24 protein-coding genes are annotated in these 21,161 nt (G+C 58.2%); 12 read left to right on the plus strand and 12 right to left on the minus strand.

Annotated elements, in window-relative coordinates; genetic code table 11:
* Positions 1 to 471 precede the first annotated feature (471 nt).
* Complete coding sequence (locus BLW01_RS08370; RefSeq protein WP_092569068.1) at positions 472 to 945, minus strand: Dps family protein; 474 nt, start codon at positions 943 to 945, stop codon at positions 472 to 474.
* Between the two features lie 141 nt (positions 946 to 1,086).
* Positions 1,087 to 2,232: a glycerate kinase gene (locus BLW01_RS08375; protein ID WP_092569069.1), complete on the minus strand. Its 1,146-nt coding sequence runs from the start codon at positions 2,230 to 2,232 to the stop codon at positions 1,087 to 1,089.
* Positions 2,233 to 2,375: 143 nt separating this feature from the next.
* Here BLW01_RS08375 and BLW01_RS08380 point away from each other — a divergent pair, with 143 nt between their 5' ends.
* Positions 2,376 to 2,915, plus strand: a complete 540-nt coding sequence (locus BLW01_RS08380) for a hypothetical protein (protein ID WP_092569070.1) — start codon at positions 2,376 to 2,378, stop codon at positions 2,913 to 2,915.
* A complete protein-coding gene (locus BLW01_RS08385) occupies positions 2,912 to 3,277 on the plus strand; it encodes a hypothetical protein (RefSeq protein ID WP_092569071.1) in 366 nt (121 codons plus the stop codon). The genes BLW01_RS08380 and BLW01_RS08385 overlap by 4 nt, the downstream gene beginning before the upstream one ends.
* Positions 3,278 to 3,287: 10 nt before the next feature.
* Here the strand turns inward: BLW01_RS08385 and BLW01_RS08390 are convergent, their stop codons facing one another.
* Positions 3,288 to 3,707: an HIT domain-containing protein gene (locus BLW01_RS08390; protein ID WP_092569072.1), complete on the minus strand. Its 420-nt coding sequence runs from the start codon at positions 3,705 to 3,707 to the stop codon at positions 3,288 to 3,290.
* 83 nt (positions 3,708 to 3,790) lie between these two features.
* Here BLW01_RS08390 and BLW01_RS08395 point away from each other — a divergent pair, with 83 nt between their 5' ends.
* The 4 genes from BLW01_RS08395 to BLW01_RS08410 all read left to right on the plus strand — a co-directional run bounded on the left by BLW01_RS08395 (position 3,791) and on the right by BLW01_RS08410 (position 5,444).
* Positions 3,791 to 4,543 carry a sulfite exporter TauE/SafE family protein gene (locus BLW01_RS08395; RefSeq protein WP_229806310.1) on the plus strand — a complete coding sequence of 251 codons (753 nt, stop codon included), beginning with the start codon at positions 3,791 to 3,793 and terminating at the stop codon, positions 4,541 to 4,543.
* Between the two features lie 80 nt (positions 4,544 to 4,623).
* Positions 4,624 to 4,752, plus strand: coding sequence for an entericidin A/B family lipoprotein (locus tag BLW01_RS08400; RefSeq protein WP_092569073.1), 129 nt, complete (start codon positions 4,624 to 4,626; stop codon positions 4,750 to 4,752).
* 120 nt (positions 4,753 to 4,872) lie between these two features.
* Positions 4,873 to 5,004, plus strand: a complete 132-nt coding sequence (locus tag BLW01_RS08405) for an entericidin A/B family lipoprotein (protein WP_229806311.1) — start codon at positions 4,873 to 4,875, stop codon at positions 5,002 to 5,004.
* A gap of 101 nt (positions 5,005 to 5,105) precedes the next feature.
* The gene (locus BLW01_RS08410) at positions 5,106 to 5,444 is read left to right on the plus strand and encodes an I78 family peptidase inhibitor (protein ID WP_092569074.1); all 339 of its coding nucleotides are present in this window, start codon (positions 5,106 to 5,108) and stop codon (positions 5,442 to 5,444) included.
* A gap of 24 nt (positions 5,445 to 5,468) precedes the next feature.
* Here BLW01_RS08410 and BLW01_RS08415 read toward each other — a convergent pair whose 3' ends face one another.
* The 8 genes from BLW01_RS08415 to BLW01_RS08450 all read right to left on the minus strand — a co-directional run bounded on the left by BLW01_RS08415 (position 5,469) and on the right by BLW01_RS08450 (position 13,552).
* Positions 5,469 to 6,473, minus strand: coding sequence for an ion transporter (locus BLW01_RS08415; RefSeq protein ID WP_092569075.1), 1,005 nt, complete (start codon positions 6,471 to 6,473; stop codon positions 5,469 to 5,471).
* Positions 6,474 to 6,501: 28 nt separating this feature from the next.
* Positions 6,502 to 7,491, minus strand: coding sequence for an MDR family NADP-dependent oxidoreductase (locus BLW01_RS08420; protein WP_092569076.1), 990 nt, complete (start codon positions 7,489 to 7,491; stop codon positions 6,502 to 6,504).
* A gap of 14 nt (positions 7,492 to 7,505) precedes the next feature.
* Positions 7,506 to 7,991 carry an acyl-CoA thioesterase gene (locus tag BLW01_RS08425; protein WP_092569369.1) on the minus strand — a complete coding sequence of 162 codons (486 nt, stop codon included), beginning with the start codon at positions 7,989 to 7,991 and terminating at the stop codon, positions 7,506 to 7,508.
* Positions 7,992 to 8,089: 98 nt separating this feature from the next.
* Entirely contained in the window at positions 8,090 to 9,400 is a 1,311-nt protein-coding gene (locus BLW01_RS08430) for a short-chain fatty acid transporter (RefSeq protein ID WP_092569077.1), read from the minus strand.
* Positions 9,401 to 9,461: 61 nt separating this feature from the next.
* The gene (locus tag BLW01_RS08435) at positions 9,462 to 10,805 is read right to left on the minus strand and encodes an MATE family efflux transporter (RefSeq protein ID WP_092569078.1); all 1,344 of its coding nucleotides are present in this window, start codon (positions 10,803 to 10,805) and stop codon (positions 9,462 to 9,464) included.
* A 73-nt stretch (positions 10,806 to 10,878) separates the two neighbouring features.
* Entirely contained in the window at positions 10,879 to 11,127 is a 249-nt protein-coding gene (locus BLW01_RS08440; RefSeq protein WP_092569079.1) for a YfhL family 4Fe-4S dicluster ferredoxin, read from the minus strand.
* A gap of 48 nt (positions 11,128 to 11,175) precedes the next feature.
* Positions 11,176 to 11,655, minus strand: coding sequence for a pantetheine-phosphate adenylyltransferase (coaD, locus tag BLW01_RS08445; protein WP_092569080.1), 480 nt, complete (start codon positions 11,653 to 11,655; stop codon positions 11,176 to 11,178).
* Positions 11,656 to 11,671: 16 nt separating this feature from the next.
* Positions 11,672 to 13,552, minus strand: a complete 1,881-nt coding sequence (locus BLW01_RS08450; RefSeq protein WP_092569370.1) for a beta-ketoacyl synthase — start codon at positions 13,550 to 13,552, stop codon at positions 11,672 to 11,674.
* 207 nt (positions 13,553 to 13,759) lie between these two features.
* On the opposite strand from BLW01_RS08450, the gene trmB reads away from it, so the two are divergent.
* The 6 genes from trmB to aroQ all read left to right on the plus strand — a co-directional run bounded on the left by trmB (position 13,760) and on the right by aroQ (position 20,353).
* Positions 13,760 to 14,461: a tRNA (guanine(46)-N(7))-methyltransferase TrmB gene (gene trmB, locus BLW01_RS08455; RefSeq protein ID WP_092569081.1), complete on the plus strand. Its 702-nt coding sequence runs from the start codon at positions 13,760 to 13,762 to the stop codon at positions 14,459 to 14,461.
* Between the two features lie 79 nt (positions 14,462 to 14,540).
* The gene (locus BLW01_RS08460) at positions 14,541 to 14,870 is read left to right on the plus strand and encodes a DMT family transporter (protein ID WP_092569082.1); all 330 of its coding nucleotides are present in this window, start codon (positions 14,541 to 14,543) and stop codon (positions 14,868 to 14,870) included.
* Positions 14,871 to 14,898: 28 nt separating this feature from the next.
* Positions 14,899 to 16,329, plus strand: a complete 1,431-nt coding sequence (gene dacB / locus BLW01_RS08465; RefSeq protein WP_092569083.1) for a D-alanyl-D-alanine carboxypeptidase/D-alanyl-D-alanine endopeptidase — start codon at positions 14,899 to 14,901, stop codon at positions 16,327 to 16,329.
* Positions 16,330 to 16,372: 43 nt separating this feature from the next.
* Positions 16,373 to 16,744 carry a diacylglycerol kinase gene (locus tag BLW01_RS08470; RefSeq protein WP_092569084.1) on the plus strand — a complete coding sequence of 124 codons (372 nt, stop codon included), beginning with the start codon at positions 16,373 to 16,375 and terminating at the stop codon, positions 16,742 to 16,744.
* A 75-nt stretch (positions 16,745 to 16,819) separates the two neighbouring features.
* Positions 16,820 to 19,804 (plus strand): bifunctional [glutamate--ammonia ligase]-adenylyl-L-tyrosine phosphorylase/[glutamate--ammonia-ligase] adenylyltransferase, encoded by a 2,985-nt coding sequence (gene glnE / locus BLW01_RS08475; RefSeq protein ID WP_092569085.1) that lies wholly within the window; start codon positions 16,820 to 16,822, stop codon positions 19,802 to 19,804.
* A gap of 93 nt (positions 19,805 to 19,897) precedes the next feature.
* A complete protein-coding gene (gene aroQ / locus BLW01_RS08480; protein WP_092569086.1) occupies positions 19,898 to 20,353 on the plus strand; it encodes a type II 3-dehydroquinate dehydratase in 456 nt (151 codons plus the stop codon).
* Between the two features lie 187 nt (positions 20,354 to 20,540).
* Here the strand turns inward: aroQ and gfa are convergent, their stop codons facing one another.
* Positions 20,541 to 21,116, minus strand: a complete 576-nt coding sequence (gene gfa, locus BLW01_RS08485; RefSeq protein ID WP_092569371.1) for an S-(hydroxymethyl)glutathione synthase — start codon at positions 21,114 to 21,116, stop codon at positions 20,541 to 20,543.
* Between the last annotated feature and the right edge of the window lie 45 nt (positions 21,117 to 21,161).

Below are 21,161 nucleotides of genomic sequence, written 5' to 3' on the forward strand. Positions count from 1 at the left end.
GGCGCCTGGGCTTGTGAGAGCGTTGCAGGCTTCTGTGATGCCATTTTCCGGCTTTATGATCCGAGTCATGATAGTGGTGATGATAGGTGTGGTAGTGATATCCACCACGTCGGTCATGATCAGCGAAGGCGGATGTAGCCAATATCAATGGCAAAACCAGCAGTATGCCGAATAGCAGGCTGCGCAGGCTGTATGTCATGAACGTGAAGCGGTCCATGGGTTGTCTCCGTCGACACTCGGGCGGCATGTCGGTCGATGCCGTTCCCATACTCTGAAGTATATCGGCGGTGGTGATATTGTGGGGGGATGAAGGCGCCGTTTGTGTGACTTTCGCGATGCTTTCACAGTCTGTCGCGGCATGGCGACGGTGTCAGACACGGAAAAGACTGACGTCGCCCGGACAGGGCGACGCCATCATGGCATGCAGCATGGGACTCGGGGCGGGCGGAGCGAACGGTTACACAGCGCACGTCAGCCGAGATAAGCGCTCAGCATCCACACCGTTTTTTCCTGTTCACGGATATAGTCACTGACCTGTGCCGCGGTACCTTCGTCATCGGCATCGGAGGCCAGCGAGAGGATCTCACGCTGCAATTCGATCAGGTTCTGGTAACCCTGCATGATGCCCTTCACACAAGCCTGACCGTCACTGACATTCTTGTCTTCCTCGATACGAGAGATCTTCACGTAGTCGCTGTAGGCATGGACGGGCTGGGCACCCAGCGTCAGGATACGCTCCGCCACTTCATCGACTTTCACCAACAGGTCGGTGTAGAACTCTTCGAACTTGGTGTGTAGTTCGAAAAAGTTGGGGCCCTTGATGTTCCAGTGATAGCCCCGGACGTTCATGTAGAAAATCTGGTAGTTCGCCAGCAGTTCGTTGAGCTTCTCCGCCAGACGATTGGCGTTGTCGGCATGCAGGCCAATAGCATTCGTCTCACTCATGGGACCTCCTTGATCCGGAATCGATAGTTCGATGATTTTACGCTGCGCAAAAACAGGCGGTAAGCAACATCGGGCGATGGCTACGATAGGGGCTGTCAATGGCATCGTTACCGGAGAACATCTTGGCGACGCTCCCTGTTTTCAAGGCATTTCGCTGCTGTATGCGGTGATGATCCGGATCAGGCTCTCACTGCGCTCAGCGAGTAATTGGGGGCAGCGCAGCAAGGCGTCGTCGAGACTCATGGGGCCATCGGCGAGTGCAAAGGCAGCAGTGACGCCCTGCGCATGGGCTGCCTGCCATCCCGTACCCAAACGGCCCGCCAGCACCACGGTGGGCACATGATGGCTCATGGCGCGTCGAGCGATCCCGATAGGTGTCTTGCCGGCCAGGCTCTGCCCATCGAGTTGTCCTTCGCCGGTAATGACCAGGTCAGCCCTGTCGAGCAAGGCATCGAAGCCAACCTGCTCCATCACCAGGTCAATGCCGGGGCGCAGGCTGGCGTTGAGAAAGGCGCTGGCGGCGAATCCCATGCCACCGGCAGCGCCGGCACCGGGTCGCTCGCGCTCATCATGGCGCAACTGATCGGCTGTCAGGTCGGCGAAGTGAGCGAGCGCCAGGTCCAGGCGTTCGACATCGGCAGTCGTCGCCCCTTTCTGAGGGCCGAATACCGCGCTGGCACCATGTTGGCCGAGCAGCGGATTATCGACGTCGACGGCAGCTTCGATCGTGACATCCGCAAGACGGGTATCGAGCCCGGACAGGTCAAGGGTCTCCAGTTGCGCCAGAGCCGCGCCACCGGGCGGCAATGTCTTGCCTCGTCCGTCCCGAAGCGAAGCGCCCAGGGCGGCCAGCATACCGGCGCCTGCATCGTTGGTGGCACTTCCTCCCAATGTCAGCAGCAGGTGGTTGGCACCGGCGTCGAGAGCGGCAATTATCAGTTCCCCCACACCATATGTCGTGCTGTGCAGTGCCGTACGCTCATCAGGTGTCAGGTGTTGCAAGCCACACGCTTCGGCCAGTTCGATAAACGCGGTCTGATACTCAGCCAACCAACCCCATGTGGCTTCACGTTCGCGTCCCAGTGCATCGTGGACGGTGATTTGTCGGCGCTCCGCACCGGTGGCGGCGAGTAGGGCGTCCAGGGTACCTTCGCCGCCATCTCCCATTGGGCAGAGGTGGCAGTGGGCCGAGGGCAAGCCCAGTTGCACGCCTTGTGCAATGGCCTGGGCGGCGTCCCGGGCGCTCAGGGCATCCTTGTAACTGTCTGGTGCAATAAGAATGTTCATTGACGTTTCTCGAAGGCCGGTGAACTGTGATGGTCTGCCTAGCTTAGCGGGGTTGTTGCCTGCTCTGAAAGTGGGGAAGTCATCAACTGGTATCCGTCAGTAAGGCAACTTACACTGCCATCAGGACATGTCGGGAGAGTGCCATGAGGATATCGCTGTTGCTGCTACTGGTGTTGTCGACGGCAGGATGCGCCACTGGCCCCGTCATGATGCCGGAATCGCCCCATCGACCAGCGGCAACGTGCCAATGGGACTATGACGGCGAAGATGATACCTACATGGTGCGCCGCGTGGTATCGGCCCTGGAGGCTGATGGTTTCACGATAGTCGATACGGAAGTGGCGCTGGGACTGACGAGTGCCGAGAAGCGTCGCTCGATGCCGGCCTATCGTGACTTGTATGCACCTCGTTCTTCTATCGGGTGGTTCGGAGGGGGAGGTCGGGGGCGTTTCGCCAGTGGATTCTCGATGGGATTTCAACACTACGTGGGGCCGGATCCACAACGCGTGGAACGCATCTCAGTGCTAACGACGAACGGTCGAGGCCGGATATCCCGCATGATCCTGATCATCGATGCGGATGGACGTGTACGTGATTCAAGCAATGCCAGCGACGATGCATTCTGTCGCACGTTTCGTGATACTCTCGAACGCCAACCGGCTCGGGTGGAGGGCGCGTCATGAAAGGTCGCTTTCTGATTCCATCCATGCTTCTGATGCTGGCGGTCACGGGATGCACGACGACGCCTTTACCCGAGCAGCCGCGGGCACAGGTCATGGCCGTCGACGCTGGTGCGGCATTGCAGGAAGCGGCGCTGATGTTCGCCGACAAGGGGTATGTCGTGCGCTATGCAGATGCCGACTTGGGACGTATCGATGCCGAACGTATTGGTCGGCCAGCCTACCGAGTACGACTCGAAGTGGTCGAGCAAGGGGATCGAGTCCTCGTTTCCTTCAGCGGGAGACGCGGGTCTCAGCCGATCGATCCGGTCAGTTTCGACCCGCTACTTGCCGAACTACAGGCGCGTTTGGGCAGGTCGCCCTGAGTCAATGGGATCAGAGCGATAGTCCGTCGAGCAGGACCATCAATCGTTCCTGCATAGTCTGCAATCCGGCGTCTGCGTAGGGGATCGGCGTACCTTGGCCCCACACCGGCCCGGGCCAGGCATCATCGTCACGCTGTCTGACAATGACGTGCATATGCAGTTGCGCCACTATATTGCCCAGGCTGGCGAGGTTGAGCTTGTCGCCTCCCAACGAAGCCATCATGGCCTGCCCCAGCGTCGTCGCTTCCCGCCACAGCTGCATCTGATCCGTTTCATCCAGATCGTAGACTTCCTGCACATCGGGACGCCGGGGTATCAGAACGAGCCAGGGAAAACGGGCGTCATTCATTAGCCTTACATGGCATAGTGAAAGATCCGTCAATGGCATGGTGTCCCGTGCCAATCGGGGATCGAGGACAAAACGGGTCATGTCAGTGCCTGGACCAAGGATTACGGCCATTATCGTATCTCGAAAACGCATGATCTGACAGCCGGGGTAAGGAAAGGGAAACCATGGATATGCTAATCATGGAAGGGGTGGCATTGGTCGGCATCGGTGTCATCGCCGGGTTTATCAATGTGCTATCGGCAGGTGGCTCGATGATGACGCTGCCCCTGCTCATGTTTCTGGGGTTGCCGCCTCAGGTGGCCAATGGCACCAACCGTGTCGCCATCGTGCTGCAGAGCATATCGGCGGTGGGAAATTTCCTGCGTGCAGGGGCCAGTCATATTGGCTTGAGCTTGCGGCTGTCCGTCCCGGCAGTGGTGGGGTCACTACTGGGCGCCTGGCTGGCTCTACAAGTCTCTGATGCGTTTTTTGAAACCGTATTGGTCGTCGTGATGGCGGGGTGTTCCGTGATGCTGCTATGGCCGCAGCCCCATGTCGCCACACGTACACTGACGCCTGAGCATCTGACCACGAAAGTCTATCTGGCCATGTTCCTGATCGGCATATATGGCGGCTTTATCCAGGTCGGGGTCGGTGTGCTGTTCATTGCCGTGCTTTATCGCATGCTGCGCATCGATCTGGCTCAGGTCAACGTGTTCAAGGTCTTCATCATCCTGATCTACACCCTGCCTGCGCTGTGCGTATTTCTCTATCATGACCAAGTACGTTGGGGGTATGGCTTGTTGTTGGCTATAGGCAGCATGACTGGTGCCTGGTTGGGGGTGCGGGTCAATATGGGGCCGCGCGGGGCGGCATGGGTCAAAGGACTCACTCTGGTGGTGATCATTGCCATCATGTTGAGACTTCTCTTGACGTAAGGGCGGCAACTACGCGTTCGCGAGGATGGAACTGTGCTAAATTAACGGATAGTTGGCATATACTCCCGGGAGTCGAAAAAATGAAACGATGGCTGGCGGCTGCACTGACAGTATGTTTGCTGGTAGGCGTTACAGGATGTAATACCATGCGGGGCTTGGGCGAAGACATTGAAGAAGGAGGTGAAGCGGTTCAGCGCGCCTCCGACTGACAGCCTCGGCAGCTCTGGTATGCACGTTCGTGTCTGGGCTGCTAGGGTGGGTGATGAGTTGCTTGTGTCTAGGGACACGAGACAATCATTTCCCGTTGTTGTGTTAAGGAGGACATTCCAGTGAAAAAGACCGCAGTCCTGACCTTCGCTCTGTTAATGGTCACCAGTGTATTGGCCGGCTGTAATACCATGGAGGGGGCCGGCGAAGATATTGAGCGTGGTGGCGAAGAGATTCAGGAATCAGCCGATTGATCCCGCAGACAAGCCGACGGATTCACTGATCCCGGGCGGGCCCTATGGCCCGCCTGTTTCATAAGAGAGGACATGTTGCGCATGGACAAGGGAAGGTGGGCATGAGGATATGGAGAACAGTACTGCTGGTGGCAATGAGTTCGACACTGGTGGCTTGTGGTACGCCGAGAAATCAATCGTCTAGTCCCCACGACGAGGCACCGCCGCCGCCCAACGTCAGTGGTAACGGCAGTGATGACGCCTGTGGCGCCGAGTCGGTTCAGGATCGTGTGGGCCGGCCGTTGAGTGATGCATTGCAGCGTGCCATCGCCGAAGAGAGCCAGGCCGAACGAGTACGTGTACTTAGCCCCGGGGAGGCCGCAACCATGGATCACCGCCCTGATCGGTTGAACATCCGGCTGGATGAGGATGATGTCATCGTCGAGATTGGTTGCGGGTGATGGATTCAGTCGGTGTAATGCCCGTCACTCATAACGTTCCTTCCACTGCTGTTTGGCCACTTGTTCTTTCAGTACCTCGATGATATCGACCAGTACCTGTTCGGCGATACGGTCGGTATGGGCATCGACGTGCAGCCAGGCATCGAACCCGCTATCGGCCAGTCGTTCGACGAGGGTATCAAATTCCGGTGAACGCAATCCTTCAATGGCTTCATCGACCAGACGACAGGCAATATCGCTGAGGCTGCTATCCAGTGCCCGTGCGATCTGTTCGCCAAGCGGCAAGCGTTTGAGGCGCTGGATCTCACGGCTCTCTTCCAGTGTCCGGCCGACCAGCGCGCTGACATACCGCATCATGTCGGTTCGGTTGCTGGCGTACGCGCTACCTGCGGTATCTTCCAAACGGCGACTGATCTCGTGGATCAGTTGCTGCTTGCGCGGCATGACGACATCGTCGGAGATGCGCCGCGTCAGTGACTCACTGCCCTTGATCTGCTCCTGCACGTTGCCCAGCAGCCGGATGGCAATACGGTCCGACAACTCCTCCATCAGGATCTCATAATATTTTGAGACGACGCTGTATAGGTACCAGCGCCGGACATCGATCAGATTCAGCCGCTGCAGCCGGTACAGCAGTGAGATGACGCGCAGTATACGTAGCAAGCGGAAACCACCGAGCGGAATGCACCCCAGTACGTCATACCAGTGCACGAAAGGATAGAAAAACCAGCGATGGTAGCGCCGTTCCACAATGGCGGCGGCCCACCCAGCCAGAACATCAACGATGAAGATGGTGACGAAAGCCAGATCGATGGTCAGGAAATTGGCATGGATGTAGTGGTCATAGGCCTCGTGCAGGGTGGGGGACAATGCCTCGAACGCTGCGTTGAGTGGCGGTAGCAAGAACAGGCTATCGACAAGCAAGAGCGTCAGGTTGGTGATGACCAGAACGATGATGATCAGGTCCCAGGCCACATGCAGTCGTTCTTGGGCCAATTTAAGCGGGCGCGGTGAAGATGTATGAGGCATGGCGTCTCCTTATGCCGTTGCCTTCAGCCTAGAGGGCAACCAGGCGCTTGCCCAGATTGTCACCCGACAGCAAACCGATCAATGCGTTTGGTACAGCGCTGAGCCCGCCATGCCGAATGTCCAGCCGCCAGTGCAATTCGCCATGTTCGACCCTGGGGGTCATCGCTTCCAGGAACTCTGGGAAACGGGCGATATGATCGGGAGTGACGAAAGGGATGATCGAGACACCCTTGGAATTCAAGTGGCCGATATTCGTGGGGGCACGTCGCGGCTCCTGCCATTGGTACTGGCTGATGAGGCCGCACACGATGATACGTCCGCCGGGACGCATCTGCTCGATGGCAGCGGAGAAGGCGGTGCCCCCGAGGTTTTCATAATTCAGCGTCAGCCCTTCCGGTATGGCGTGCTGAAGCTGGGAGGGAAAGTCGTCAGCACGGTGGTCGAGAACCGTGGCGAAACCGATGCGCTGCAACCAGTCGCGCTTGTCCTGACGGCCAGCCGACACGATGACCCTGGCACCGGCCTCTCGTGCGAGCTGGGCGGCGATGGAGCCGACGGCGCCGGCGGCCGCTCCGACCAGCACCGTATCATCTGCCTGCGGCTTGCCCAGCAATGACATTCCTAGCCAGGCCGTGAATCCCGTCATCCCTAATGGGTGCAGCCAGCTCAGCGGAGGGTCTCCCGGTGGTGCGCGTCGCAAGCCGTCTCCGTCGTGGGCGATCATTTCCTGCATGGGCAGATGCCCGACGGCCCAGTCACCGGGATGCCAATCCGCTCGTTGGCTGGCGGTTACCTCGGCGATACCGTAGCCTGAGAGAATGCTTTGGGGTGCCCAGTGTGAGATATAACCGTACCCGTCGGACTGCATGCGGGTACGCATGTAGGGATCGACACTGATATATCGGAGCGTGAGTTGTAGCGGAGCCTGATCAGCCTCGGGGGGCTCAACGTCGACTAACGTGAAATCGTCGGTATTCAACTCGCGTTCGGGGCAATGGTGTAAACGCAGTTGCTGCATGATCGGGGGCCACTCTATGGGCTGGCTTCAGGGGTATTATCCTGCTGTTGGGCGTGATCGTGCCGTACCTCCTCATCTTCGGCCTGCTTGCGAAGTTTCTTGCGTAGCGCCGCTTTCTCGAAACGGCTTTTTTGCAATGTCGTCTCGAGCTGAAGCGGCGGCACCTCGGCTGGGTTGCCGGACTCATCGACGGCAACCATGGTCAGGTAACAGCTGTTGGTATGGCGGATCAGCTTGTTCTGAATATCCTCCGCGACGACTTTGATGCCGATCTCCATCGAGGAGCGGCCGACGTGGTTGACCGACGCCAGGAACGTTACCAGCTCGCCAACATGGATTGGTTGCTTGAACAGAACCTGATCCACGGAGAGCGTTACTACATAACGGCCAGAGTAGCGGCTGGCGCAAGCGTAGGCGACTTCATCGAGCTTCTTGAGAATCGCACCGCCATGTACCTTGCCGCTGAAGTTCGCCAGATCGGGTGTCATCAACACGGTCATCGACAATTCATGTTGGCGGGGCAGGTCGTCGTAGGGCACGCTCGGGTCTCCTCGTCATTGTCCGTGATGCTCTCAGGATAACCTGCACCAGGCCATCGTTACAGGAAGGTCAGAGCGGCACTGATGATGATGCCGGTCACGATGAGCTGGATCAGACAGAATCCCATGATGTCCTTGGCCTTCAATCCCGCAATGGCCAGTACCGGTAGTGCCCAGAAAGGTTGCAGCAGGTTGGTCCAGGCATCACCCCAGGCGACGGCCATGGCTACACGCGGAATGTCGGCGCCGAGGGTCTCGGCTGCAGGAAGCATGACAGGCGCCTGTACCGCCCACTGGCCACCCCCGGAAGGTACGAACAAGTTGATGATGCCGGCGCTGATGAACGACCAGAATGGCAGGGTATCGGCATTGGCGAGAGAGGCGAAACTCTGGGCAAATGTTTCCGCCAATCCGGACTCGACCATGATCGCCATGATGCCGGCATAGAAGGGAAACTGGATGACGATCCCGGCACCGCCTTGGATCGCTTCTTGTAGGCTGTTCAGCAGTCGTCTCGGCGTACGGTGCAGTACAATGGCCAGAAACAGGAACAGGAAGTTGACGATATTCAGGTTCAGACCGCCACCACGCAATACGAAGTGATCGACCAGGAATAACAAACCGGGAATGCCGACGAGCCAGGCCAGTGCCCGACTGTTTTCCAGGCGTTCCGCCGGGCGGGAGATATGTTGACGTTCCCGCTGTGTTGTCTTGAGTACCTTGGGATCGACATGAATGCTCTCCTCCTCGGGAGGGAGCATCATGCGATTGACCAGCGGGACAACGATGAACAGTACCATCACCAATACCAGGTTGAAGACAGAGAATATCGTCGAGCCGGTACCGATCACGCCGATGCGCTCGGCGGTGAAATGGCCGTCGGTGGCGATGGTCAGGGGAATCGAGCCGGCCAGGCCGCCATGCCAGACAATGAATCCCGAGTAGGCACTGGCAACCAGCAACCGATAATCGACGCGAACCTGACGTGCCAGTTCCTTGGCGAACAGGGCGCCGACGACCAGCCCGAAGCCCCAGTTAATCCAACTTGCCGCCATTGATATCAATGTCACCAGAACGATGGCGCGTGGGGCGGTCCCGGCCTGTGCCGCCAGGCGGTCAAGAAGTCGCTGAACAGGTGGCGTGTTGGCGAGCATGAAGCCAGTGATCAGCACCAGCAGCATCTGCATCGAGAATTCCAGCAGCCCCCAGAAGCCATCCCCCCAGTATCGGATGACCGCCAGCGGTGTTTGGCGTTCCACACCGATAGCGGCTGCCGAAGCAACCAAGGTCAGTAACAGTACGAAAATATAGGGATCGGGTAGATAGCGCTCGACCAGTCGCACGGCCGGCCGTGACAGCAATCTGAGCATGGCACGGATCCTTGTGTTAAGAGACGGGGTTACAACGCTAACGGATACTTATGGTTTCACGCTATCGACCTTGGTCAATATCGGTATGTCGCCAGTACGTTTGCCGATAATGCCAATAGTACGTGATCAATGTGGCTGAACGTACCAAGGTGAAGGTGACGAAGGCCAGCCATAGCCCGTGATTGCCCCAGCCTCGGGTCAACCACCAGAGCGGCAGGTAAACAGCGAGGCCGATATAGATACTGTTTCGCATCTCCCGGGTCGCGGTCGCGCCGATGAACACCCCGTCGAGCAGGTAGCTCCATACGGCGATCAGGGGCAGGGCAACCATCCAGGGGAGATAGGTGCCGGCTTCATTGCGGACGTCGGGCAGATCGCTCAGCAAGGCGATCAGTTCATGACCCGCCAGAGCGAATCCCAGCGCAGCCAATCCGGCCGTAGCCAGCGAGAAACGTGCAGCTGCTCTTACAGCCTGACCGAACTCGTCCCAGGCTTTACGACCGACCGCACGTCCCGTCAATGCTTCGCTGGCATGGGCGAAACCATCCAGAGCATAGGAGGTCAGCATGATGAACTGCATCAGCACCGCATTGGCGGCGAGTGTGGTGTCACCCTGGCTGGCCCCCTGGGCATGAAAAAATGCCATGGCAAACAGTAATCCCAGGGTGCGCACGAAGAGATGCACATTGACCTGGAACAATTCGGCATAGGCGCTGAGATGCCACAGGTAGCGATGCTGGAAGTGTCCCGACAGCGTACGGAGCTGACGTAGGACCAGCCACAAGCCGAACACCAGGGCCGTGTAGTCGGCGATGACCGAGGCCCAGGCGACACCATCGCTGGTCATGCCCAGCCCGACCACGAACAATAGGTCGAGCACGATGTTGACGCTATTGGTCAGTACCAGGACCGCCAGCGTGACCCGAGCGTTCTGCTGGCCCAGAAACCAGCCGAGGATGACATAGTTGGCCAGTACGGCAGGGGCGGAGACAATACGTATCTGTGCATATTCCGTTGCCAATGCGGTGGCTTCCTGGCTGCCATCGAGCAGCCAGAGGCCGATACGAATCAGTAAGGGAGACAGCACGATCAAGACGGTACCGATGACGACAGCCATCAACAACGCCTGACCGAGCAGGTTGCGAACGATATCATCGTCACCACGGCCCGCTGCCTGGGAGGTCAATCCTGTCGTGCCCATGCGCAGGAAACCGAATCCCCAGTAGAGGAAGCTGAAAAGCGTTGCCCCCAAGGTGACTGCCGCCAGGTAACGAGAATCGGGCAGGTGGCCCACCACAGCAGTATCGACCAGGCCGAGCAACGGTACGGTGACATTGGAAAGAATGATCGGCCAGGCCAGTCGCCAGATACGCGTTTCCTGCGACCGGGCCGGAGACGTGGACATGGGCGTTCCCTGCAGGCTGTCCTGGAATAGAAGCGCCCGGCGATCCGGGCGGAGACTGTCCGAGCCGGTTGGCTCAGGCAGCGGTGATGATGTGGTACTTCTCCATCAGTTGTTCATGACTTTCCTGATGGTTGGGGTCCAGGGGAATGCAGTCTACCGGACATACCTGCTGGCACTGAGGCTCATCGAAATGGCCGACACATTCCGTGCACAGATTGGGGTCGATCACGTAGATCTCGTCCCCCGGTGAAATGGCCCCATTCGGGCATTCGGGTTCGCAGACATCGCAGTTGATGCACTCGTCTGTGATCATCAGGGACATAGGTTACTCCCGGAACATCCTGAGTCGTCTCATTTCTGAGTGTCACACTCAGGTATTATATAGGTTATCCAGCGCTTCGACGACCTTCGGATGTACATGCTTCGATATGTCGCCCCCCAGCCGGGCGATCTCGCGCACGATGGTCGATGAGATATAGGAGTTTTCCACCGCAGGTGTCAGAAAGACGCTCTCGACATGCGGTGCCTGGGCACGATTCATGTTGGCGAGTTGCAGCTCATATTCGAAATCCGAAACGGCTCTCAGTCCCCGCAAAATGATACGTGCGCCTTTTTTGTCGAGCAGTTCCGTCAACAGGCAAGAGAAACCGATGACATCGACGTTATCGAGAGTGGCGACCACATTGCGAGCCAACGCGACCCGGGTATCGAGATCCAGAGCGGGCTTCTTCCCCGGGCTCGATGCGACAGCCACGATGATATGATCGAACATGCGAGCAGCGCGTTCGATCAGGTCGTAATGGCCATTGGTGATGGGATCGAACGTGCCGGGATAGACCACGATATTCATGGCAACATCCTGTACATCAGTCGTTGATGGAACCGAACGGGTTGTCGACGCTGAGTGAGACCGGTTGTCCGTATCCGGGGATATCAATGCGATCAGCTCGCACATCGAGTTCCGGCCCTTCCAGCACACCTTCGCCAAAGCGGTAGACTGCCTGGAAATGCCCCTTGTCGGCATGGGTCTCGTAGTCGGTAGCGCGTTCCAGCGTGACCGCTTGACGGGCTTTCCACCGTTCGAGGGCAGCCGAATCGTGTCGTTTGGTCAGCAAGCGCTCCGTGGCTTCGGGCGAAAGCACCAGTCCGGTTGCATTGTTACCACCGAAGCCCTTGGCATTGATGAAGGCGGCGTCGGCCTGGAACGAAAGTGGCGTTGAGAAAAAGCGCAATCGTTCATCGTGGACATCGTCGGCGACAGCATCCAGAGTGGGAATGCCAGGCAGAAGGCCGTAGGCAAAGCTGCCCAGAGCACTGACGAGTTGATCGCCGCCGGCACTGCCTTGCGAATGTCCGACGAAGGCTTTGATGGCAACGACCGGCCAGTCGTCGATGCCGTAGGCATGGGCGACCCGATCCAGGACATGAGATTCCGTTACCCGGTTCTTGGGCGTGCTGGTACCGTGGGCATGCAGGAAGGTGCGTTGCCGCAGCGCGTCTGGTCCCAGTATCTGGTTGGCCAACGATACAGCCTTGCTCAGGGTAAGGTAATTGCCGATGCCAGGCGCTGAAATCGAGCGTTTCCATCCGTCAGCATTGGTATAGACGGCTGGCACCGAGCCGAGGATCCGGGCACCGAGTTCCAGAGCCAGTTCGTCATCCATCAACATCAGGAACTGGCTGGCTTCGGCAATCGTGAAACCGCAATTGCGAGCGAAAGGACGGCAGGCACGTTGGTAATCGGCATCAGTCAACAGCGTCAGGGCATCCAGCGCCTTGAGGCTGTCATCATCGGCCAGCGCTCCCATGGCCCGGAACCCTTCGATGATTTCAGGTGTGACCGGGGCATCGGAGGTACCGACCATGACGACACGACGTCGTCCGTTGGCGATGTCCTCGACTCCCTGACGCAGATTGTAGAGGAAGCTTGCGCAGGCACCCTGGACAGCCCCTGTCGCCCCTACACTGCCCAGAACATAAGCGTTCAGGAAGTCGGCCGGCATTTGCCCGTACCCTAGAGGCATCTGCTTGGAGGTTGCCCGTTGACCGGCGACGAAACTCTTGAGCAGCCCTCCCCAGCCTTCATCATCCAATTGCCCTATTGAATTGCCGGCATAGACGGCAATGGCATCCGGATCGAGACGCTCGCGCAACTCTTCCCAGGACAGGCCACTCTGCCCCAGGCAATCGGAGGCGCCGAAGACCGTCATCGACAGGCCACGAGGATGATGCACGCTACGGTAGAAACGGCTGGGATCGAAACCCTGGGGCAGTTGTCCGGCAGCCCGCACTTGTGCCATCCGACGCTCGGGGAGCATGACATCCAGGTGGCCGGGGGGAACGGTGACTTCCACCTGACGACGGTCGATTTCGTGAACCTGCCAGGTTTCCGGCAAACTGTCGGGTAACTGGCGGCGACGGATCCGAAACACCAACGGCGCTTCGATATCCAGTCGCGCCTGGCGATTGGCTGGAATACCATCGGTAGTGAAGCGGGGATCCTCGATGCGACGAATCAGGGTGTGATCGAGGACATGCTGATGAAAACGTTCGACGATGTCGGCCTCGTCCAGGGACTGACCATTGGCATCGCGCCAACTACCATCATCCTGGCAGCGGGCCAGACGCATCATCGCTGCCAGGCCAAGAAGCGTGCGAGCCTGCTCCTCTTGAGGCAGAGCGTCAAGCACCGTGCGCCGATATCCTTGGTGGCCCGAGGTTCTGCCGGCGGGGTTGACGCCACCCATGCCGACAATCACCGGTAACTGTGACAAGCCGCGTTCCTCGTTGAGCTGTGTGCAGTCATGCATCATGTTATGAATCGAGTGTCGCGATAATAGCACCGGGGCCGGTGCGGCGTCATGCCAAGCGTTGAACGACCCTGGGGCAATTCATGCAACCTTGGGCCCTAACTTGTATGATACGACTCCATTCCAAGCTGGATGTCCGTGGTTATGCCTCCCGAGCGCCATATCCCTGCCAGCCGCTCCATCAGCAGTAACCAGGCCACTCCTCACCATGACCTGGCCCGTCGGGTGAGTCGTGGTTTGCAGAGCCGTTGGCAGAAGCCTTTTGCTCCACATACGCTGCAGGCCTTCGCCGACGCTCATGATTGGCTTTTATCCCGACAGCGCCCATTGGTACTGGACGCCGGGTGTGGCGTCGGGTTGTCGACCCGCCAACTCGCCGAGCGGCATACCGAGCACGCAGTCATCGGCGTCGATCGCAGTGCCGACCGGCTGTCGCGTGATCATGGCCGACTGCCGGACAATGCCTTGCTGGTACGAGCGGACCTTGTCGACTTCTGGCGTCTGGCGCTTGATGCCGGTTGGCGGCCGGATTTTCATTATCTTCTTTATCCGAACCCCTATCCGAAATCGGCCCATCTAAAGATGCGTTGGCATGGGCATGCCGTCTTTCCTGCGATCCTGGCGCTGGGAGGGTGCCTGGAACTTCGTTCCAACTGGCGACTGTATGTCGAGGAATTTTCCTTGGCCATGGCCCAGGTCAGCAAGATCAGGGCCGAGGTTGAGCCTTGGGATCCCGAGGGCGGATATCTGACCCCCTTCGAGCGCAAGTATCATCTCAGTGGGCAGCCGTTATGGCGACTCGTGACGCGTTTGCCTCATGCCCCCTCGCTGCTGCCCAGCGCATAAGACCAGGGCAATATCATCAAGGCGTTTGGGTGGTTAGAATAGCTCGCGTTTCACTGACAATCAGCGGGGGAGCTTGTTCATGGTGTATGTCTATATGGCCTTGGCCATCGTCGCTGAGGTGATCGGCACGAGCGCACTCAAGGCCTCCAATGAGTTTACCCGCTTCTGGCCGACCGTGTTGGTGGTGATAGGCTATGTCACAGCCTTTTACATGTTGACCCTGGCGTTACGAACGCTGCCGGTGGGCATCGCCTATGCCTTCTGGGCGGGGCTGGGTATCGTCCTGGTTACGCTCATAGGTATCCTCGTCTACGGCGAGAAACCCGACTTGCCTGCTGTGATCGGATTGGCAATGATCGTCGGCGGTGTCGTGGTGATACAGGTATTTTCAAACGTGTCGGCTCATTAACATCCTTCGTTCTTGTGGGTTTATATACATGATAAGACGGCTTGTTGTCTGTTTGAGCCTGGTGTTTCCCCTGACAGCCATCGGGGCAGGCTTTTCCCATCTTGCTCAGTTGGATGAAGAGGGATTCAAGATAGGGGCTCAGGCCCGGTTGCTCGATAATGGCGCAACCCTGGGCGAGATCAATGCCGACCAGTCGTTGTCTCCTGCCTCGGTAACGAAAGCCTATCTGGCGGCGGCCGCACTCGAACGCTGGGGGCCCCAACATCACTTTACCACCCGTCTGGTAACGGCGGCCGATGTGAACGATCAGGGACATCTGGAGGGTGATCTGGTGTTGGAAGGCGGCGGTGACCCGGCGCTGGCTTCCGAGCATCTCTGGCGTATGGTTCAGTCTCTGCATCATCGTGGCATTCGCCATATCGATGGTCGCCTGGTCATCAGTCAGTGGCGATTCGGTCCCGTCGCCTGTGTGACGGAGGATCGTTGTGACGCACGCTCGCGGTCAGGGAATTCCTACAGTGCGCAGCTCTCCTCGGCCGGCATCAACCATGGGAACTGGTGTGTGCAAGTCCTGCCGGTAGGCAGTACCGGTGATAGAGCCCGCATTGTGAGTTGTGACAACCGGGCACCCCTGGTCGGTATCGAGAGTGAAGTGAGCACTGGGGCGAAAGACAGTGCCACCGAACTGTATGCCGAGCGTGTCACCAATGGTGATGGGGACCGGCTGGTTCTGCGAGGCAATATTGCAGCCGATGATTCAGCACGGACCGTATACCGGTCCAGTGCCGATGCGGCTGACCAGACAGCACAGACGCTGTTGACGCTGATCGAGCAAACGGGAATCACGGTGGAAGAGGGCTATGCGCTCAGCCAGACGCCGCCGCCGGAGTCGTCGAGGACACTGGCGAGTCATGACAGCTCGGCATTGCAGGAACTGTTATTACGTACCATGAATTACTCCAACAATTACATGGCCGATGTGCTGGCCCTGAACCTGGTGGGAAGCGCACAAGCCGATCTGAGTCAGGCCGGAGAATCGCTGGAGTCATTCGTCGCGCAGTTGGATGGGCATGGCCCGGCGACATTGCACAGTGGCAGCGGACTGACGCCGGAGAATCGCACGACAGCCGCTGGCGTCAACGTTCTGCTCGAACATATGTACCGTCAGGCGTCACTGTTTCCATCGTTCGTGGCAGGATTGCAGTCACCGGTCAACGGTGTCATGAGGATGATCCGAAAGGGCAGTGATTCGTTCCAGAATAATGTCATGCTCAAGACAGGGACGCTGAATCAACCATTTGCGGTTCGTTCCGTCGCAGGATACTTTCGTACTCAGCAAGGCCGATGGGGAGTGTTCAGTGTCATGGTCAATGGGTCCAGCAACACCCCTTACTTGAATTGGACCAAAGTCCTCGATCCTCTCGCCAAGGACCTGACCGCCATGATCGAGTCCCATTGATCACTCGCTGATACCGTTTGTTGCCTATATAGAGAGCAGAGCCATGAAGCCTGACCATAGAGGTTGGCGTCACCTCGTCAATTCGACCCGCTACTCGCTCAAGGGGCTACGAGCGGCATATCGTAATGAAACCGCGTTCCGCCAGGAAGTGGTGCTTTGCGTCATCCTGCTCCCCCTGGCCTGGTGGATCGGTACTACCCCGCTCGAATGGCTCCTGTTGATCGGAAGTTGCGTCATGGTGCTGATCGTCGAACTGCTCAACAGCGCGATTGAAAATGTGGTCGACCGTATTGGAACGGAGCATCATGAACTCTCTGGACGCGCCAAGGACATCAGCTCAGCCGCTGTCATGCTGTCCTTGTTGGTCGCAGGGATGACGTGGCTGTTGTTGGCATGGCAACGTCTGTGGGGGTGATCCATTGGTCTGTGCCGGGTGCCAGTCCGTGCTCGGTTTCACTATGCTGAAGGCAGGTTCTGCAAGGAGAGAAACATGGCGCTGCCCGACGGCTTCTTGCCCCCGACAGATATCCCGGTACCGTTGCAGGATGAGTTGAGCAAGGCCGAGCAACGTCTGGATGAAGCGTTGGTCCAGGCCGATGCCTATGCCGCTGATCAGAACGGTGATCCTCTCAGCGAGAGCTGGTTAGCGCTTTCGGCATTACGTCGCGATCAGTTGGCTCGTGTACTGGCCACTTCCCCTTATGTGATCGAGACCCTGGTTAATCACCCGGATTTACTGATCCAGTTGGATGCCAATGGTGAACTGGACAATGCGCCGGATGACGAGCTCCTCTCGCATTGGCTGTTTGACGCCCTTGAGTCGTGTGATGAGGAAGGCGACATGCATGCGGTCATCCGGCGGTTCCGCCATGCCCGGATGCTGGGGATCATCTGGCGGAATGTGACTCGCCCGGCGGGTGCTGACATGTGGTCGATTTCTGCTGCGGTGTCATCGCTTGCGGAGGTGTGTCTGGATGGAGCGCTGTCCTGGCTCGAAGCGCATCTGGCACCTCGCTGGGGGTATCCCGTCCCCCGCGACGATGGGAGCCCCCAACGATTGGTCGTGCTGGGTATGGGCAAGCTTGGGGCTGGCGAGCTTAATCTCTCCTCGGATATTGATCTGATCTTTGCCTTTCCCGAAAAAGGCACGACCCAGGGTGGCAAGCGTGAGCTCGATCATCAGGAGTACTTCACCAAACTGGGACAGAAACTGATCACGGCTCTGGACGCGATCACTGCGGATGGTTTCGCGTTCCGTGTCGATATGCGCCTGCGCCCTTTGGGGGACGGCGGTCCTCTGGTCGGCAATTTCTCCATGCTGGCAAGTTACTATCAAGACCAAGGGCGTGAATGGGAGCGCTATGCGTTACTCAAGGCCCGAACGGTGGCCGGTGATCGCGACGCCGGGCAGGAGTTACTTGCCGGTTTGCGCCCCTTCGTGTATCGCAAGTATCTCGACTATGGTGCCATCGAGTCCCTGCGCGAAATGAAGTCCATGATCAACCGAGAGGTCAAGCGCAAGGGGATGGACGACAACATCAAGCTGGGGCGTGGTGGAATCCGGGAAGTCGAGTTTGTGGTTCAGGCGTTTCAACTGATCCGCGGTGGCCGTGAACCCGAACTGCAGGTCACTTCGCTGAATAGTGCACTCCAGCAATTGGCCGAACTGGAGCTCCTGCCTATCGAGGTCGTCGAGGAACTGGATGATGGCTACATGTTCCTGCGAGATCTGGAGCATGCGCTGCAATCGATCGAGGATCGTCAGACTCAGGCACTGCCTGCTGAATCATTGGATCAGGAGCGAGTCGCCCTGGCACTGGGCATGGAAGACTGGCCGGCGGTGATGGCCAGGCTCGATGAAGTTCGTGCCTCGATACGTCAGCATTTCGATGATGTCGTAGCGGATCCGGAAGACGAACACGAGTCAAGTGGCTGTGATGCAGAGATCCAGGACGAACCAGGGATCGCGACTGAAACCTGGCGGGCACTGTGGCGTGGCGAACTGGATGATCAGGAGGCACGAACGGTGTTGTCCGAGGCCGGTATCGCCGCACCGGAGACGGCGTGGCGTCGTGTCAATGAACTGCGGCAGTCGCGTATGGTTCATAGCATGCAGCGGGTCGGTTTCGAGCGTCTGGATGCATTGATGCCGCTGCTGCTTTCAGCCGTGGCGGACAGTGCCACGCCCGATCAGGTGCTGGAACGGGTCTTGCCGTTGATTGAAGCGGTGCTGCGTCGTACCGCCTATCTCGCGTTACTGCGTGAAAATCCCGAAGCGCTGGGGCACCTGATTCGTCTGTGTTCGGCCAGCCCCTGGATCGCCGAGCAATTGACCCGTTATCCGGTACTGCTTGATGAGTTGCTGAACCCGGCGACCTTATATACTCCGGCAGATAAAGACAGACTGGCCGATGAATTGCGTCAGGCACTAGGGCGCATTCCCGAAGACGATGAAGAGGCCCAGCTCGAAGCGCTGAGAGTGTTCAAGCATGCACAGGTCCTGCACGTGGCAGCCTCCGATATTGCCGGGACGCGGGCGCTGATGAATGTCAGCGACTATCTGACTTACATTGCCGAAGTCGTGCTCGAGCAGATACTGACGATGGCCTGGCGCCATCTCACGCGCAAGCACGGGCATCCACAACCGCGAAGCGATGCTACCGATGGTGCCGGTTTCATCATCGTCGGTTATGGCAAGCTGGGCGGTATCGAACTGGGATACGGCTCCGATCTGGATCTGGTGTTTCTTCATGATGCTGCTCCTCAGGGCATGACGGATGGTGCTCGGCCCATCGACAATCCCGTGTTCTTTACTCGGCTCGGGCAACGGATCATTCATTTGCTGACCGCGATGACGCCGTCCGGGACGCTTTACGACGTCGACATGCGTCTGCGCCCCTCCGGCAATTCCGGACTGTTGGTGACCACGCTCGACGCATTCGCGGATTACCAGCGCCAGGATGCCTGGACCTGGGAACACCAGGCGTTGGTGAGGGCGCGGATGGTGGCGGGAGATGCCGCATTGGGAGAGCGCTTCGATGCGGTGCGTCGGGAGATCCTCGGACAGGAGCGGCAACCCGAAGCGCTGCGCGATGAGGTCGTCAAGATGCGCCACAAAATGCGCGATCACTTGGGTAGCAGCGCATTGGACCAGGACGAGGGGCGGTTCGATATCAAGCAAGATGCCGGCGGTATGGTGGATATCGAATTCCTTTGCCAATATGCCGTGCTGTCGATGGGGAGCCGCAATCCTGAATTGCTTCGCTATAGCGATAACATGCGCATCCTGGAAACACTGGAGTCCAGTGGCTGCTTGTCCACCGATGACGCTCGCCACTTGCGGGAAGCCTACTTGGCATATCGGCATGCCAGTCATCGGGCCGCTCTGACCAAAAGCGCCCCCGTATTGCCGGATGAAGTCGCGCAGCATCGCGATCATGTGAGCGCCCTGTGGCAACGCTGGATGAATGAGTGACTCCCAGCGTTGATAAAAAGCACGCGGGATGCCGTAAACCTATCCTGGGCGCGGTATACGACCCATGAATGTCATTGGTAACGAGGTCATAACGTGAAAAAGATCGTTGTACTCCATGGTCCCAACCTCAACCTGTTAGGGACGCGTGAACCGGATATCTACGGCCGGGAAATGCTGGATGACATCAACAACGCGTTACGCGAGAAAGCGCGGGACCAGGGGTGGGATCTACAATGCCTGCAAAGCAATCATGAGGGTGAGCTCGTCGATGCTATCCAAGCCGCATGCCAGGATGGCACTAGTGCGATCATCATCAATCCTGCCGCTTATACACACACCTCGGTCGCGATCCTCGACGCTTTGAACATGTTCAAAGGAAGGGTCATTGAGGTGCATCTTTCCAATGTGCACCAACGAGAACGTTTTCGTCACCACTCATATGTCTCGTTACGCGCGGATGGTGTCATCGCTGGATTGGGCAGTCAGGGTTACCAGGCGGCGCTGGATTCTATAATGACAAGAGAGGGACAGAGCAGGGCTAATGGCTAACGAGGAGTAATGGGCTTGATCGGTTTTTTTAATTACCATCATTCTACTTAGCATGCTATTTTTCTATCATCTGGTGCCCGCCAGATTGTTGTTTCATTGCCCGCATCGATTCTTGATGCATCCCAAGCAATAACCCCCCTAGACCCGCGCCATCGGCACGGGTCTTTTTTTGCACTGACGGGGGCGATTACGACGGTAGCACGCCCTTGGACTTGGCAACATGCGTGGCGATGGCATCCATCAACGGGGGCGAGAGACAGTCGTAGGGCGTCAGCCCCAGCTCCTCGAGCCGCGAGCGAACACGGCCCATGTTTTCCGGCGGTGTCCCCGACTCGATGATCGACGAGACGAAGGCGGCGAACTCGGGACCGGCCCAGCCATCTTCACGGGAAAGTTCAGTGTGAATGAAGTCCAGTCCATGGAAAGGATGGTTGGTGTCCTCGATACGACCAAACATGTGGACACCGCATTCACGGCACGCATGGCGCTGGATCGCTGCGGAAGAGTCGACGACCGAAAGTTTGTCCTCGTTGGCGGTCACGCTGAGTGAATCGCGAGGTACGACGGCCACCATCGAGAACAGGGCGCCTTCCGGTTTCCAGCACTTGGTGCAGCCGCAGACATGGTTGTGGGCGCATTGGGCATTGACGGTGACTTCTACCTTGTTGTCACTGCAATGACAATACAACTTGCCGCCCCCAAAGTCGTCGCGCCCTTTGGGCACACCGTTATCGACCGAGGGATGGATCTTGATGTCACTCATGGATCGTTCTCCTTGGGAGCCCCCCGAAGGCTGTTCGCTGGTTGG

Source organism: Aidingimonas halophila, from assembly GCF_900106955.1.
GTDB classification, from domain to species: domain Bacteria; phylum Pseudomonadota; class Gammaproteobacteria; order Pseudomonadales; family Halomonadaceae; genus Aidingimonas; species Aidingimonas halophila.

Coding starts and splice junctions, on each gene's coding strand:
- BLW01_RS08435 (WP_092569078.1), bottom strand. CDS start 10,805: ATGTCCACGTCTCCGGCCCGGTCGCAGGAAACGCGTATCTGGCGACTG.
- BLW01_RS08450 (WP_092569370.1), bottom strand. CDS start 13,552: ATGGGTGGCGTCAACCCCGCCGGCAGAACCTCGGGCCACCAAGGATAT.
- glnE (WP_092569085.1), top strand. CDS start 16,820: ATGGCGCTGCCCGACGGCTTCTTGCCCCCGACAGATATCCCGGTACCG.
- gfa (WP_092569371.1), bottom strand. CDS start 21,116: ATGAGTGACATCAAGATCCATCCCTCGGTCGATAACGGTGTGCCCAAA.
- BLW01_RS08410 (WP_092569074.1), top strand. CDS start 5,106: ATGAGGATATGGAGAACAGTACTGCTGGTGGCAATGAGTTCGACACTG.
- BLW01_RS08370 (WP_092569068.1), bottom strand. CDS start 945: ATGAGTGAGACGAATGCTATTGGCCTGCATGCCGACAACGCCAATCGT.
- BLW01_RS08420 (WP_092569076.1), bottom strand. CDS start 7,491: ATGCAGCAACTGCGTTTACACCATTGCCCCGAACGCGAGTTGAATACC.
- BLW01_RS08400 (WP_092569073.1), top strand. CDS start 4,624: ATGAAACGATGGCTGGCGGCTGCACTGACAGTATGTTTGCTGGTAGGC.
- BLW01_RS08425 (WP_092569369.1), bottom strand. CDS start 7,991: ATGACCGTGTTGATGACACCCGATCTGGCGAACTTCAGCGGCAAGGTA.
- BLW01_RS08385 (WP_092569071.1), top strand. CDS start 2,912: ATGAAAGGTCGCTTTCTGATTCCATCCATGCTTCTGATGCTGGCGGTC.
- BLW01_RS08395 (WP_229806310.1), top strand. CDS start 3,791: ATGGATATGCTAATCATGGAAGGGGTGGCATTGGTCGGCATCGGTGTC.
- BLW01_RS08415 (WP_092569075.1), bottom strand. CDS start 6,473: ATGCCTCATACATCTTCACCGCGCCCGCTTAAATTGGCCCAAGAACGA.
- coaD (WP_092569080.1), bottom strand. CDS start 11,655: ATGAATATCGTGGTCTATCCCGGCACGTTCGATCCCATCACCAATGGC.
- BLW01_RS08380 (WP_092569070.1), top strand. CDS start 2,376: ATGAGGATATCGCTGTTGCTGCTACTGGTGTTGTCGACGGCAGGATGC.
- BLW01_RS08440 (WP_092569079.1), bottom strand. CDS start 11,127: ATGTCCCTGATGATCACAGACGAGTGCATCAACTGCGATGTCTGCGAA.
- trmB (WP_092569081.1), top strand. CDS start 13,760: ATGCCTCCCGAGCGCCATATCCCTGCCAGCCGCTCCATCAGCAGTAAC.
- BLW01_RS08470 (WP_092569084.1), top strand. CDS start 16,373: ATGAAGCCTGACCATAGAGGTTGGCGTCACCTCGTCAATTCGACCCGC.
- BLW01_RS08390 (WP_092569072.1), bottom strand. CDS start 3,707: ATGACCCGTTTTGTCCTCGATCCCCGATTGGCACGGGACACCATGCCA.
- BLW01_RS08375 (WP_092569069.1), bottom strand. CDS start 2,232: ATGAACATTCTTATTGCACCAGACAGTTACAAGGATGCCCTGAGCGCC.
- BLW01_RS08460 (WP_092569082.1), top strand. CDS start 14,541: ATGGTGTATGTCTATATGGCCTTGGCCATCGTCGCTGAGGTGATCGGC.
- dacB (WP_092569083.1), top strand. CDS start 14,899: ATGATAAGACGGCTTGTTGTCTGTTTGAGCCTGGTGTTTCCCCTGACA.
- BLW01_RS08430 (WP_092569077.1), bottom strand. CDS start 9,400: ATGCTCAGATTGCTGTCACGGCCGGCCGTGCGACTGGTCGAGCGCTAT.